The 14,301-nt window shown below is 56.2% G+C and carries 10 protein-coding genes; 3 read left to right on the forward strand and 7 right to left on the reverse strand.

The window, feature by feature from the left end; all coding sequences use genetic code 11:
* Positions 1 to 28 precede the first annotated feature (28 nt).
* Together N1030_RS06220 and N1030_RS06225 are read right to left on the reverse strand one after the other, a co-directional pair.
* On the reverse strand, positions 29 to 3,058 hold the full coding sequence (locus N1030_RS06220; RefSeq protein ID WP_265828351.1) for an EAL domain-containing protein: 3,030 nt from the start codon (positions 3,056 to 3,058) through the stop codon (positions 29 to 31).
* A complete protein-coding gene (locus N1030_RS06225) occupies positions 3,055 to 4,278 on the reverse strand; it encodes an ABC transporter substrate-binding protein (RefSeq protein WP_265828353.1) in 1,224 nt (407 codons plus the stop codon). The genes N1030_RS06220 and N1030_RS06225 overlap by 4 nt, the downstream gene beginning before the upstream one ends.
* A 158-nt stretch (positions 4,279 to 4,436) precedes the next feature.
* Here N1030_RS06225 and N1030_RS06230 point away from each other — a divergent pair, with 158 nt between their 5' ends.
* Entirely contained in the window at positions 4,437 to 5,405 is a 969-nt protein-coding gene (locus N1030_RS06230; protein ID WP_265828354.1) for a D-2-hydroxyacid dehydrogenase, read from the forward strand.
* Between the two features lie 113 nt (positions 5,406 to 5,518).
* On the opposite strand, the gene thiC is transcribed toward N1030_RS06230, so the two are convergent.
* A complete protein-coding gene (gene thiC, locus N1030_RS06235; RefSeq protein ID WP_265828356.1) occupies positions 5,519 to 6,808 on the reverse strand; it encodes a phosphomethylpyrimidine synthase ThiC in 1,290 nt (429 codons plus the stop codon).
* A 267-nt stretch (positions 6,809 to 7,075) separates the two neighbouring features.
* Here thiC and N1030_RS06240 point away from each other — a divergent pair, with 267 nt between their 5' ends.
* A complete protein-coding gene (locus N1030_RS06240; RefSeq protein WP_265828357.1) occupies positions 7,076 to 8,065 on the forward strand; it encodes a glycosyltransferase family protein in 990 nt (329 codons plus the stop codon).
* An 8-nt stretch (positions 8,066 to 8,073) separates the two neighbouring features.
* Here N1030_RS06240 and N1030_RS06245 read toward each other — a convergent pair whose 3' ends face one another.
* The gene (locus N1030_RS06245; protein ID WP_265828358.1) at positions 8,074 to 8,547 is read right to left on the reverse strand and encodes a hypothetical protein; all 474 of its coding nucleotides are present in this window, start codon (positions 8,545 to 8,547) and stop codon (positions 8,074 to 8,076) included.
* 47 nt (positions 8,548 to 8,594) lie between these two features.
* Positions 8,595 to 10,703: a hypothetical protein gene (locus tag N1030_RS06250; RefSeq protein ID WP_265828359.1), complete on the reverse strand. Its 2,109-nt coding sequence runs from the start codon at positions 10,701 to 10,703 to the stop codon at positions 8,595 to 8,597.
* A gap of 127 nt (positions 10,704 to 10,830) precedes the next feature.
* Here N1030_RS06250 and N1030_RS06255 point away from each other — a divergent pair, with 127 nt between their 5' ends.
* Positions 10,831 to 12,102, forward strand: a complete 1,272-nt coding sequence (locus N1030_RS06255) for a radical SAM family protein (protein WP_265828361.1) — start codon at positions 10,831 to 10,833, stop codon at positions 12,100 to 12,102.
* A gap of 59 nt (positions 12,103 to 12,161) precedes the next feature.
* Here the strand turns inward: N1030_RS06255 and N1030_RS06260 are convergent, their stop codons facing one another.
* Both N1030_RS06260 and N1030_RS06265 read right to left on the reverse strand, forming a co-directional pair.
* Positions 12,162 to 13,361: a tetratricopeptide repeat protein gene (locus N1030_RS06260; RefSeq protein ID WP_265828362.1), complete on the reverse strand. Its 1,200-nt coding sequence runs from the start codon at positions 13,359 to 13,361 to the stop codon at positions 12,162 to 12,164.
* 22 nt (positions 13,362 to 13,383) lie between these two features.
* Positions 13,384 to 14,295, reverse strand: a complete 912-nt coding sequence (locus N1030_RS06265; RefSeq protein WP_265828363.1) for an LPP20 family lipoprotein — start codon at positions 14,293 to 14,295, stop codon at positions 13,384 to 13,386.
* Positions 14,296 to 14,301 lie beyond the last annotated feature (6 nt).

Raw genomic sequence — 14,301 nt, forward strand, 5'->3', positions numbered from 1 at the left:
CAAGACTCAGAAAAGTCCAGCCACATCACTATAGACCGGAAACGTCCTTGAAGTCACCTGATTCGGTTGAGACTCTGAGGTATGCCAGAGGCTCTTTCATTGCAAGCAGAGAGTCGACGTCTGTACAGGAAAGACTGGAGGAATACAAAAACCCTTGCAGGTAGCGGCATTCCATATCTTCCAGCAACTGTTCCTGATGCAGACTTTCCACCCCTTCGGCAATGACGTCCAAACCAAGACTGTGCCCGAGAGACAGAATGCTGCGCACGATGGAACGCCCTTCTTTGTCGTCCTGCAACTGGGCAATGAACGATCTGTCAATCTTGATGGTGTCTACAGGCAGCCGCTGCAGATAACTGAGAGAAGAATAGCCGGTACCGAAATCATCTATACACATGCGCACACCAAACGAACGCAGACGTGCGATAGTCTCTGCAACAAAACTCACCTGCTCCATCAATACGCTTTCCGTAATCTCAAAGCGCAGATGCTCCGGATTCGCATTCCACTCGCGAATGAGGTATTCCACGTGTCCTGCAAAATCGGGTTGCATAAACTGCCTGCCGGAAATGTTGACGCACACATAGAGACCGCCGTGCAATGCAATGCCTTCCGGCGTATTCCATTTCTTGAGGTCGCTAACCGCCTGCTCGAACACGAAGTCACCGATTTCCCCGATCAGGCCGGAATCTTCAGCCAAAGGAATAAACTCGGCAGGAGATATGAAACCAAGAGTCTCATGCTGCCACCGGACAAGTGCCTCGAATCCGCAGATTCTGCCCTCCGAAATGTCGATGATGGGCTGATATTGCAGATAGAGTTCCTTGCGCTCAACCGCTTTGCGCAATTCGGTTTCCAGCGCCATAATCCGCAGAACAGCTTCATGCATACGCTGATTGAAGACCTTGAACCGCGCCTTTCCCATTTCCTTGGCGCGATACATGGCCGTGTCCGCATCCCTCAACACTTCTTGCGGGTTCGCATACCGTGCTGTCTTGAGCACAATACCCACGCTGGCGGACGTGAACACCTCGTGCCCATCCAGATCGACCGGGGTTCCCAGCGTTTCGAGAATACGACGAGCGATACGCACGGCCTCTCTGGGAGCAGTTATCTCTTCCAGCAAAATGGCAAACTCATCACCGCCGAAACGGGCCACCGTATCCACCTCGCGCACACAACTCCGCAACTGGGTAGAGACATGACACAAAAGTTTGTCGCCGGTCGCATGGCCAAGGCTGTCATTGATCATCTTGAAGCGGTCCAGATCCAGATAAAGCACGGCAAAGGCATAATCCAACCTGCGCTGTACGCGGGAAAGGGCCATGGCAAGGTGGTCCTGGAACAACAGTCGGTTGGGAAGACCGGTCAGCGGATCATGGTAGGCCTGATGTTCAAGGCGCTCCAACGCCTCCTTACGGACCGTCATGTCTTCAATGAAACCTTCGTAATAAAGCAGCCTTCCGTCGCGGTCATGAACGGTTCTGGCGCTTGTCGTCACCCAGATGACCCCGCCGCAACGCCGTTTGGCCTTGAACTCGAAGTCGCTTATGCTTCCTTCAGAGCCGATACGCTCAACAAAGGCTCTGCGGTCTTCCGGACGGGCATAGATGTCCTTTCCGACGTCAGCTACCTCGGTCATAATCTCCTGCGGAGAGGCATAACCGAATATACGGGCCAATGCCGGATTTGCATTGATCAAACGTCCTTCCGGCGAGGTCTGGAAAATACCTTCTATTGAATTTTCGAAAATGGAACGATAGCGTTCCTCTGTGCGCCTGAGCGCCTGCTCCACAACCTTACGCTCGGCGTTTTCCAGCATAAGCTGGGAGTTCATACGGGAAAGTTCTCGTGTCCGTTCCGCCACCTTCTGCTCAAGGATATCGTGAGACTTGCGCAGACTCTCCTGGATACGCCTCCGTTCAGTGACATCCCGCATCAGACACAGCAGGGAACGAACGCCGTCGCGCTCGAAACAGACAAGAGAGATTTCAGCCGGGAACTCACCACCGTCCACACGACAGCAGACAGTCTCCAGTTCATGCGCCCTTGCCTCAGTTATACAGTGGCCGTCGGTAAGAACCCGGCGCAATGCCCCCACCAATTCAGCGTTGGCGTGCGGGTTCCGCTCCTGAATAAAGGCCTGCTCCACGGATAATCCTTCAAGCGCAGAGCACCCGAACATGCGTTCCAGCGCGGCGTTGGAGTTGGCCACCCTGCCATCAGCGTCCACCACCAGCAGGCCTTCTGTTATATTCCCGATGATCGCGGAAATATAAGCGACCGTCTCACTCAACTCCTGAGTCTTTTCTTCAACCGCCATTTCCAGATTACCCACCAACGCAGCAAGATCGCGGGACATGGATTGCATGGTCTGGGCCAGCGCTCCCACCTCATCCTTGGTCCTGATGTCGATTGAACCGGAGAAATCATGCGCAGCCACTCGGTTGGCGTATTCGGTGAGACTCATCAGGGGCATGGATATGGATCGGATGAACAGGAACGCCACAATGGCGCTGACCACAAAAATCACCATGGTTAGCGCCTGTTGCTGCAACGCGGCCTGCCAGATGTACCTCACGATTATGGACCGGTCCATGCCGATATAGACATAGCCGCCTGCACCGGCGAGAATGGGCATACCCACATGAATGACATCGCCCCGCGGAAGCGTGATATGCTGAACAAGCTTGTCGTCAGCCAGTTCCCCCGGCTTGCGGTCGTGCTTGATGACAGCAAGAACCGGGTCCGGGATGACAGGGATGAAGGTATGCGCCAAAACCTCCCCGTCCGCATCCGTCACCAGCACATAGGACACCCCTTCCAGATCAAGATACTGATCGATCTTTGACTGTATGTGGGCGGCATCGCTTTTCGCGACAATCTCGATATCGGAGTGGGCAACGCTACGGGCTATGGCAACGGCCTTGCTCTCATACTCCTGTGAAATACGGTTATAGAGAAGCCAACCGGAGTACAAAGCGCTTACATTGGCTACGACACCAAAAAGGATAATGAAAAAGACAAGGGTCTTACGGAAAAGCCTGGACCGAATCATAACCGCCACCGTTCCCAGTTGCGAACGGGCATGTGCATGTCACCCGTCAGCATCATGAAATAGACGCGGTCCAGCCCCTGATGGCGGTCAGGGGAAAAACTCACGGGCACATCAAGCCCCAGATTCAGACTGTCCATGCCCTCCATGACGGCGGGAATGTCTGCCCGCTTCGGCTGTGGCCCCATCCGCCGGAGCATCTCAACCACCAGACGGGCATTCAGGTACCCCTCAAAACTCACGGCGCTGTATTGGCGGGGAATATACTGCTCAGGATTCAATTCTTCAGGTGGAAGCTGTGCATAGGCATCCATCACGCTGCGGTATTCCCGTACAGCCGAAAGCGTTGTGTCCTCGTAACACGGAACAACCTGCATATTGATGATGTTTTCGGCTAAACGCCCCCCTGCCCCGGGGAACATCTCATGCAACCTGCGGATCAGGTTATCCCCATCCGCAAACGAAACGCTTGCAATGAGAGCATTGTCATGCAACGTCCGAAGGTCACGGACAAAACCGGCACTTGATGCATAGGTGCTGATGGCAACAACCGCATCCACCCCTGCTTCATGTATGATGCGAGCCTGCTCTGCATATGAATAGTCGGCTCCGCTTCCTCGCGGATAGGAAACGTCCACAACCGGCTTGAGATCATATTTGGCCAAGGCCCGTCGCACGCCATCCCAGCCGCCGCGACCATAGGCATCGGCCTGATAGAAGACGGCTATGCGCTTTCTGCCCAGCGAGACGAGCCGGTCCACAATGGCTTCCGTTTCCTGCATGTACGAAGTGCGAAGATTGAACACATACTGACTGTAAGGTTCACGACGATGAGGCTCGGCGCCAGTGAAGGGAAAAAGGAGGAAGGCATGCTGCTGACGATATTTGATCAGCAAAGGCAGTATGCGGGTAACAGTGGGCGTTCCCACATAGGAAAACAGGGCAAAAACCTTGTCCTGTTCTATGAAACGAATGGTATTGGCAATGGCGGGCGTGGGGTTGTAGCCATCGTCAAGCGGCAATAGTTCGAGTTTCTGTCCGTAGACGCCGCCGTTCGCATTTATATAGTCGAAATATGCGGCCGCTCCACGATACAATTCGATCCCCAGCCCTTTGGAGGGACCGGAAAACGCGGCAGACATGCCGAATTTAAGAGTGTCCTCCGCTGCCCAGATTCTGCCGCCATCCACACCACCCAAGACCAGCAGAATTGCAAAGATCACACTCGTCAGTCTCAAGACGTTCAAGTAGCATCCCCCGTCTTAGACACTTTACCCGCACCAATTGAAAGTCTATCCTGTCAGTAAGCACTCTATTATTTCACAGAACATATAGAAAAAATTAACTCATTGGCAACAATAATATTTCTAAGGAGTCACAAATGCGCATAGTTGTGCTGGACGGTCATACCCTGAATCCCGGAGACAATCCGTGGACTGCTGTCGAACCTCTGGGGACACTTGAAGTCCATCCCCGCACAAGCCACTCCGAACTGGCAGGCAGGGCCAACGGAGCGCAGGTTCTGCTGACCAACAAAACCCGCCTTACGGAAGATGTTATCAACGCCCTGCCTGATCTGAAATTCATCTCCGTTCTCGCAACCGGCTATGACGTGGTGGACATCCGCGCGGCCGCTGCCCGGGGCATCCCCGTTTCGAATGTCCCGGGATACGGCACGAATGCCGTGGCTCAGCACGTATTCGCCATGTTGCTGGAACTGTGCCGCCGCGTTTCGGATCATTCCGAAAGCGTACGCAAAGGACAATGGACCACAAACGCAGACTGGTGCTACTGGAACTCAACCCAGATCGAACTGACGGGCAAAACCCTCGGCCTTGTCGGGTTCGGCAACATCAGCCGCCGCGTTGCCGAAATTGCACTTGCCTTCGGCATGCGGGTGCAGGCGTATGTTCCCCGCCCCAAGCCGCACCCCGGTCTGGACAACTTTTCCTTCTGCGATCTGGAAACCCTGTTCGGCAGTTCGGACGTCATCAGCCTGCACTGCCCTCTCACGCCGGAGAACAAGGGCTTCGTCAACAAGGACCGCATTGCAGGCATGCGCCCGGGCAGCATTCTCATCAACACGGCACGCGGCCCGCTCGTAGACGAACAGGCGGCGGCCGAAGCCCTGAAAGCCGGAACGCTTGGCGGGCTGTGCACCGATGTAACCAGCGTGGAGCCCGTTCCTGCCGACAATCCTCTGCTCTCCGCCCCCAACTGCCTGATCACCCCTCATCTGGCATGGGGCACGCTCACGGCGCGGCAAACACTCATGCGTGTCACGGCGGAAAACATTCAAGCGTTCCTTTCCGGCGTCCCGCAGAACGTGGTGAACGCACACCTGCTCTAGCCGCCCCGGACAAAAAACAATCAGGCCGGACTCCCTTGCGGGAGTCCGGCCTTTTCTACCATACGGCAACTGACATGGTCAGCGCCGCGGCAACATGCGATGATGCAGTATCGCTAGTCGCCGCAGGAGGGATTCTCTTCAACCATCTTGTACGCGCAGAACTTGCCGCACATGGCGCATTCGCGCTTGTCCTTGTGCTCTTCGCGACGCTTTTCAACCGTCTGGGGGTCCAGCGCCAGAGTAGACATTGCTTCCCAATCCAGCGCCTTACGCGCACGGGACATGGCAAGCTCACGCTCTACCGCATGGGGACGCCCGAGGGCCGCCTCTCCGGCCTGAGCCGCAATCCTGGAAGCCATAACGCCAGCATGCACATCTTCAATGGAGGGCAGGGTCAGATGCTCTGCGGGAGTCAGGTAGCACAGGAAGTCCACACCGGCGCGCACGCCGATGGCGCCACCGATGGCACCGGCAATGTGATCGTAACCGGGGCTGCAGTCGATGGTCAGCGGGCCAAGCACGTACAGCGGCGCACCGTTGGTCAGCTTCTTGATGCCCCTGATCTGGGCCTCAACCTCGTCCATGCGGACGTGGCCGGGACCTTCGATCATGCACTGCACGCCTGCGGCAAGACCGCGTTTGGCAAGCTGACCGAGCACCATGACTTCTTCCCACTGGGCAGCGTCACCGGCATCGGTGCCTGCGCCCGGGCGCAGACCATCGCCAAGGGAAAGGGTCACGTTGTACTTGCGGGCGATCTCAAGAATGCGGTCATATCCGGTAAGAAGCGGATTTTCCTTATCATTCTGGATCATCCATCGAGCGAGGATGGAACCACCGCGGGAAACGATACCCATGATGCGATCGCCGCTGGTGGCAAACTCAGCGCCACGACGGGTAAGGCCGCAGTGAACGGTCATGTAGTCCACACCCTGCTGTGCCTGGCTCTCGATTTCCGCAAAGATTTCCTCAGGATCGATCTCCGCAGGATCCTTGCCGGCATCAATGTACTTCTGAGCAACAGCGTACATGGGAACAGTGCCGAGCGGCAGGATGCACTTGTCGAGCATCTCCACACGAATGGCGTTCAGATCGCCGCCGATGGAAAGATCCATGACGGTATCAGTGCCGGCGTTGATGGCAGTTTGCAGCTTGACCATCTCGCAGCGAACGTCATTCTTGAGCGGAGAGGTGCCGATGTTGGCATTAACCTTCACGCTTGCGGGCTGTCCCACCAGAGTGGGCACCACATTCTTGTGGTTGGGGTTGGCGAGCAGCACCATGGTGCCGTTCTCAATCCCCTTGATGATGTCTTCAGGAGCCAGACGCTCCCGGGCCGCCAGCGCGTCCATATGCTTATCCAGCATGGAGGCAAGGGCGGTGTTCAGGTTCAGAATGGACATATGGTCCCCTTTTCCTTTCGGAAACTGACGCAGGGACGGGCCTTGGAACGACAACAACGACGGGATTAGATACCAAGCGAAGCCAATTTGCAAGCGATTCCCGACACCGCCACACCACCGCGCCACCTGAACAAAGCAGCCTGCCGGAGACCGTCGCGTAATTATTGAACAAACGCACAAACTTTGCCATACTGACTCCAGCCATCCGTGAACGGGCACCAATTAACCCATTCACGAATCGACACACTGTCCATCCAAAGGGTCTGCATGAAAAAACTGTTCTGGATAGGTTCTCCCTTCTTCTCCGGAGCCTTGGCCGCATGCGGCTGGGAAGTGCATGTGCACAACTTTGAACAGACTGCCGTATTCGGGTGGGGAGACATCGTCTCCCTTGCCGGATGGGAGCCGGACGTTGTGGTCGTGGCTGACAAGAGCCGCCCCCCGTTTGTACTGGGCATGGAAAAGTTTCCCTGTCTCACCGTCTTCTACTGCGTGGATTCCCACATCCACAGCTGGTACCCCCTCTACGCACAGGGGTTTGACGTCTGCCTCATGAGCCTGAAGGATCATCTGCCGAGAATGGCAGGGGAATTCCTCCCGGCGGAACGCATCTGGTGGTTCCCCGCCTTCGCCAAGAACGAAGACCAGCCCATGCCGTATGCTCCCGAATGGGATCTGCTTTTCGTAGGCACGGTCAATGCGCAGACCACGCCGAAACGGCATCAGTTCATGCAGGAGCTGAAGGAGCGGATTCCCTCCCTGCATGTCACCCGGGGCAATTACCGCCAGCTGTATCCCAAGGCGAGACTGGTCCTGAATTTCTGCGAATTCGACGACCTGAATTTCCGAGTCTTCGAGGCCCTCGGCTGCGGCGCATGCCTTGTGACGCCGGAGATAGAAAACGGCCAGCCCGAACTGTTCACGCATGGAGAGGACCTGCTGACGTACCCTGTCCATACGGAAGACAGCATGGACATTCTCGTTGCCACCGTACAGGAAGCCCTGCAGGACGAAACCCGCTGCAGACGCATCGCGGCCAGCGGACATGCAAAGGTGGACGCCAGGCACAGAGCCGTTCATCGGGCTGAGGCCTTCACGCAGGCCGTACACGAACTGGCTGCGGGAGAGCTCATAAAAAAACGGACGCAACGTGCGTCCGTTATCAGGGCTGGCGCCCTGCGTTTCATTTACCTGCTGCTTGCTGAAAGCGTGGATTCTCCCCTTCTCAAGCAGTCATATCTTAAAGCGGCAGGATAAGGTCTTCCCTAGTCTTTGCAAGCCCGCCCCGCAGCATAGGCCGCTTTGGCCTGCTGCAAAGCCGTACCGGAAACAAAGTCGAGCATTATCAGCAATTCCTCAACGGAATTCTGGCTCCTGTTCTTTTCCTTGTAAGCTTTGACCTTGATCAAATGTTCTTTTGTGACAACGCCGGTACGCATCAGGAACTCGACAAACGTCTCGGTCTTCAACTGCTCCTGCTGCAGTGCAGCTTCGCTTATGGCCCGTTGCTGCGCGGCAAGCGCTTCTTCGTACGCCTCCACCCGCCCTTTCAACTGGGCAACGTTTCCCTGAACCAGATTCCGCTCTTCCTCCATCTCGTTCACACGGATTTCAAGAACGTTGTTGTCGTTTTCCAACTTGAACAACAGAGCGCGCAACCCTTCGGAACGCTTGTGGATGATCATGAAAATGAATGCCGCTACAGCGATACCGCCCACCATAATATACACGAAGCTCATGAACTCTCCCCTGCCGAACCGGTAGCGCACCAGCAGGCGCGCAAACACTATTCGGGCACGATGAAATCTGTGATATTGCGGTTGCCGCTCTCCTCTTCTTCTGCGGCTTTTTCTCTACGGAGCTTGTCTTCGTCCGAAATCATGTCCACGTCCTGCGCTTCAAAAAAACCGGGCAGGATGGTCTGATCATCGCCCGCCTCATCTTCCTCGGCAGATGAAAAATCAAACTCGTCGCCGGCAACAGCGCCATCGGCAGGCTCTTCCTTCGCTGCAGAAATGGTGTCGTCTTCCCATACGAAGTCGAGAGATTCTCCGGCCTCCAGCTCTTCATCGGAGACGGAGCCACTTACTGCGTCTTCCGTGACATCAGAAAGATACCGATGGCCATCCGCAGCCGGGGTATCATTATCAATGCCTGCTGCAGCCAACGCCTTGGCAAGCGCGGAGTCCATGTCGACAGGATCATCAAGGCCCTCTGGAACAATGTTGTTCTCGTCCTCCACCATATCAACCAGAGTGTCATCTTCTTCATCAACGCCCAACGACTCGTCCGGATCGAAGAAGGCGATGCCGTCTTCGTCCTCACGCACAATCTCGTCGGGAGTCAGCAGAATGACGTCATCGACGCCCACCGCTTCACACTCTTCCTCGTCATCAAAAATGTTCGAGAACCGATACTCCGGACGAGGACGTTCTTCGGCAACCGGTGTATCAGAAGCGGCAATTCCGAGATGATCTGCCTCTGCTTCCGGTGCAAAACCAAAACTGTCTTCGTCTTCAACTACGCCCACGCCAAGCCCCTGCTCAGCTTCTTCATCTTCAGGCGAAAAAAGGAAAAGGCCGCGTTTTTCGGGTGCTCTACCTGTTGCGGGACGTTCAAGCCCTTCAAGGTGCAGGTCCGGAACCTCTCTGAACTCACGTACGGACGTATCGCCGATCTCACCCAGTTCCGAAGAAGTTTCGCCGTCAGCAACGGCATCCAAGGGAAGCTCAAAAACCTCGTCGGAGGAAACAGAACTCTCATCCTCAACCCCTGCGGCCATCATTTCCAGTTCTTCTGCCGGAAGAATTTCATCAGCACCGGATTCAGGTTCGGCTGTCATCTCATCATAATTGATCGGCAAATCTCGCGGCAGACTGTCTGTCGCATCTTTCAGCACTGCCGGATGCACCTCTGCCGGAACGCCCAGCAGTTCTTCGGGCTCCGTCTCGCCAAAAACATCGTCCGTTTCCGCAGGTGCGAAAACAGGCTCCTCGCCAAGCAGTTGATCCGGAACCTGACCAATACCCTCTTCAGCCTCTGCAAACTGCCCAGAGAGGGGAAGCTCAGAACCTGCGGTATCAAAAGGAATTCCTTCCTCAGCAACTTCAGTCACAACGTAGCTGGCGGATACTGAGTATTCATCAGCAGGAGAAGATACCTCAACGGAATCTCCAGCGTCGAACTGCCACCCCTGTGCATTGGTATCGTTATCAGCTACCTGCCCATCCCCTTGGCGCTCGATTTCATCCGGTAGCCCGTAGACGATAGTGTCCTCGCAAGCATCGGAAGCAATGTTCCCGTCAAAGTAAAGGGAGTCTTCAGATTCGAACGACACCGTTTCGCCAGCAGTCGCAGGCTCGCTGCCGGCAGTCTCCAACGCTCCGTACTCGGTCCCATCCAGCTCTTCAGCGGCTTGCGCGTCATCAAACTCCACAGCCTCACTGTAGGCAGCCGAATCATCAACCACGGTCACAGCGCCAGAGGCTTTCTGCACTCCGGCTGTAATCGCCGCACCGGCAATACCAGCCACAACTCCTGCTGGGAACGCACTGCCGGATGATGCTCCGGCATCAGCGTTGCCAGCCTCAGCGAAAGGGACTACGGCTTCTTCAAACACTACCTCCCCGTCACGGTTGTAGTGCACGCCCTTTTTGGGGGCAGCCGTCTGCGACACCTCGGAAAGCGTCTGTTCGTGACGCTGCAGAGTGACAAGCTGGGCTATGCGCTTTTCAATGGAGCGCAATACTTCGTTCATGCTGTTGCGCTCTTCGCGGATGCTGCGGGTCATCTCCTCCATGCTGCGGAGCATGAAGTAGAACATGACCATGAGTCCTGCGAAACAGAGCAGGATAAAAACCATAAATAGTGTATATTGCTGACTTAAAATGAGCATACCTTCGCTCTTTCGTTTAATCGCCCGTTGAAGTACCATGAGACATGGCGAGTCCACTTCCTTTACTTCAGCGCATTTAGCACAGAAACACCACGATTAACAATATACACGAACCTCAGGAACCCGCATGGCTTCTTCAAATATCCGCCCGAATCTCCTTGTCGCGGACAAGGATGGAAACATTTTCGACCACCCCGACCTGCTCATGGTCTGCCGCCGCGGCAATGAACTGGCGCTGCCCAAACCGGATGAACTGATGCCCCTGCCCGAAGGCAGCGACCTGTTCCTGCTCCCCGGCAGACTGGCCGTAGGGCTTGATCCCGAAACCGGCGAGGCGGAAGCACTGGAAGAGTATGCCGTAGCTGCCTTTGCCGCCCCGGCCCACACGCTCACGGCGCATCCCGCATACCTGACGCAGGACGATGCCCCCACCCTGCCCCTCTTCGCCTATGGTGCAGTAGGCTTTGCCAACGGCAAATTCTACGTCTGCGCCAAAAAAGTGGATCAGGATGTACGACAGGTATTCACCGGAATATCCTGCAAGAAAATTGAAAACAACGCGCACCAGCTCATGAAGCGCTACCCTGACAATAGGCTCATGCAGCATATTATGGGCAACTGTGTGCTCAAGTATTCCTGCCCGGCCGCACGCAACCTTGCCCTGGGACGCTTTGAAGCCCCTCTGCCCACCTCACGGACCTGCAACGCACGATGCATAGGCTGTATCTCGCAGCAGGATGAGGATTCCGAAATTTGTTCAACGCCGCAGAGCCGCCTCACCTTTACGCCTACTGCCAAGGAAGTGGCGGAGGTCATGACGCACCACTTCGGTAACGTGAAGGAAAAACCCATCTATTCCTTCGGTCAGGGCTGCGAAGGTGAACCGCTCACCGAAGCCCCACTGTTGGAAGAGGCCATCAGCCTGTTCCGTGCGCAGGGCGGCAAGGGCACGGTAAACCTGAACACCAACGCATCCATGCCCGACAAGATTGCCCACCTCTGCGATGCCGGTCTTTCCTCCATTCGCGTCAGCCTGAACTCAGCCCGCGAAGAGGTGTACAACCGTTACTACCGGCCCAAGGGCTTCACCTTTGCGGATGTGCGCCAGTCCATTGTGGAAGCCAAGTCGCGCGGCAAGTGGGTATCGCTGAATCTGCTCTTCTTCCCCGGCATCACCGATTCCGAACCGGAAATCGAGGCTCTCACGGCGCTGGTGGCTGATACCAAGGTCGATTTCATCCAGCTGCGCAACCTGAACATCGATCCCGAAATGTACATGGAACTGCTGGAAGGCATTGAATTCGGCCCCAGTACCGGATTCTCCTTCTACCGCAAACGCATCAAGAAAGCCTGCCCATGGGTGGAGTTCGGTTACTTCAACCCCTTCGTCGGGGACTAACAGCCAATAAAAAGGGGAGCCAGCAGGCTCCCCTCTTTTTTTGTCACCGTCATCTCAGCCTAAAAGACATCCAGCTCCGTCTTCATGGCATTGATCAGCAACACGGCATCCACACCGGAAACAGTATCCAGCGGTTTGAACAGCCCCTTGGCCACATCAGCGGTCAGCAGGCCGCGCGTGGTGACGAACATGACCGAGTTGAAATACGGATGGTCGCCACGCACATCGGGGAAGGGAGACTCCTGCCCCATGAAACGGGTAGCCAGCGAAGTATCGTTCTTGGCGCGGATGTAGATGTCTTCCAGAATCAACGCCAGCTCCGCACGGGTTATGGGCTTGTTGGGCTGAAAGGTATGATCCGCATAGGGCTGCAGGCCGCGCATGCGATACGGCAATATCATCTTGATATCCGCAACAAGCGGGTGGTTTTGAATATCCACCGCTTCAACCGCATCTGCTGCGGCACCGGCAGCGGCATCCTGCGGAGTCACGAAGGAACTGGTGTCGGGCATCTCTGTACCCTCAAAAAACTTTTCAATGCCCAGTTCCTCGATCAGCAATGCCGACATGTCCGCACGGCTGACCTCGTCCACCAGAGCAATCCGCTTGCCAACAGACGTCTTCAGGGAAGCCTTGATGATCTTCTCAAGCAGCTCCAGTCTGGCGCTCGCCAGTTCGCCGTAGCCTTGGTCACGTACCTGCGCCTCCCTGAACAGGGAACGGGCTTCGTCAAACTCAAGCGCACGCAGGTAGGCCACTCCTTCCCAATACCACGGCATGGCTGCCTGTTCATCGGCGATACGGGCATCGTTGAAAGCTCTGCGGCTCTCCCGCAACAGGGCGGAATCGGAGACCTTGCCCTGCTCGTGCAACACAATGAAGGCGCGCTGCTCGGCCACAAGAGTCCACATGCGCTCCGGAGAATCGCTGCTGCGGCTGGCCTTGCGCTGGCCGGAACGGATGAGTTCCAGAGACTCGCTCACATCGCCCTTGGAGGCCAGAACAAGCCCCTTGCCCGCAATGGCGGGACCATAGTCGGCATCCAGCTCCAGTGCCGTATTAAAAGAACGCAGGGCTGCATCCGCCTGACCGTCGTCGAGGAGCCGCATGCCTGTCTCGTAATGATGCAAGGGGGTATCAAGCATTCCCTGCGCCTCACGCGGAGCCTTGGCGCATCCGGCAACACCGGCAGCCAGAAGTACCACGCAACAACAAATCAGGCGCCTGACAGACATTCCGAAAAACGTACCGCGTACCATTTCGGCCTCCTTCGCTTGCTGCCTAATCAAGAATGATCATGACACGGCATTTTTCCAGAAAATCCTGCCCGGTAGCCATTTCACGCAGCTTGGCAGCATCATCATTGGATATGACCAGATTGGTGCGGGCCTTCCCGTTCACGGCAACAGCCTTGACCACCACGGGGTTGCTGGCGACACGCGGATTCGCGGCAGCCTTGTTGATATCCTTGGCATACCCGGCCATGCCCTGCTGAATGGCATATTCCCGGCTCACGGAAGCCGTGCCGTACACTTCCTGACCGCTTTCATCCAACAGTTTGGGACTCATGGCAGGACGCGCTCCAAGACCACGGGCGTCAACCAGCAGTCCCGTAAACACGTCGGGCTTTTCCGGTGCGGGAGCGGGAGCCGCTTCCGGCATGGAAGGCGGCACAGCAGCTCCACCGTCAGTCATAGGCGGTACCGCTGGGGACATGGGAGCCCCCGGCGCAAGAAAAGGCATATCCGGCGAGAGAAGGGAATTGGCGAGCCCACCACGCAGGTTCATGCCCACGGTTACCTCGACGGATCCGTCAGACATATAGGCAGTATCAAGTATCTGGGAATTCTGCAGGAAGCCCCGCACGCGTTCCACAACGGTGTCATCCGCAACCATGGCGTTCTGTACAGTTGTCTGCGCATCAATCTGCACTCCCTTGATCACTGCAAGCAGGTTACGGCGGGCGTCAACGGTGGCGGCACGAATGGCCATGCCGCGAGCCTGGGCAAGACTGACGGAATTTGGCGGCGGCACACCTATGCCTTTAGCCGTGACAAATCCGGTTTGCCAGTTGACCGCGCCGTTATCCATATCCTGCACATATTCTGCGTTGCCGAAATCCTGAGCAAGAGCCTGTACTGCCAGCAGGAGCAGACAGACACCCGCTGCAGCCAATGATCTCATGAAGTACATGAGCTT

Origin of the sequence: Desulfovibrio mangrovi (assembly GCF_026230175.1) — a bacterium.
Classification (GTDB): Bacteria; Desulfobacterota; Desulfovibrionia; order Desulfovibrionales; family Desulfovibrionaceae; genus Halodesulfovibrio; species Halodesulfovibrio mangrovi.

Excerpts from the sequence above, each read along its gene's own strand:
- N1030_RS06220 (WP_265828351.1), bottom strand. The coding sequence starts at position 3,058 with ATGATTCGGTCCAGGCTTTTCCGTAAGACCCTTGTCTTTTTCATTATC.
- N1030_RS06230 (WP_265828354.1), top strand. The coding sequence starts at position 4,437 with ATGCGCATAGTTGTGCTGGACGGTCATACCCTGAATCCCGGAGACAAT.
- thiC (WP_265828356.1), bottom strand. The coding sequence starts at position 6,808 with ATGTCCATTCTGAACCTGAACACCGCCCTTGCCTCCATGCTGGATAAG.
- N1030_RS06240 (WP_265828357.1), top strand. The coding sequence starts at position 7,076 with ATGAAAAAACTGTTCTGGATAGGTTCTCCCTTCTTCTCCGGAGCCTTG.
- N1030_RS06245 (WP_265828358.1), bottom strand. The coding sequence starts at position 8,547 with ATGAGCTTCGTGTATATTATGGTGGGCGGTATCGCTGTAGCGGCATTC.
- N1030_RS06250 (WP_265828359.1), bottom strand. The coding sequence starts at position 10,703 with ATGCTCATTTTAAGTCAGCAATATACACTATTTATGGTTTTTATCCTG.
- N1030_RS06255 (WP_265828361.1), top strand. The coding sequence starts at position 10,831 with ATGGCTTCTTCAAATATCCGCCCGAATCTCCTTGTCGCGGACAAGGAT.
- N1030_RS06260 (WP_265828362.1), bottom strand. The coding sequence starts at position 13,361 with ATGGTACGCGGTACGTTTTTCGGAATGTCTGTCAGGCGCCTGATTTGT.
- N1030_RS06265 (WP_265828363.1), bottom strand. The coding sequence starts at position 14,295 with ATGTACTTCATGAGATCATTGGCTGCAGCGGGTGTCTGTCTGCTCCTG.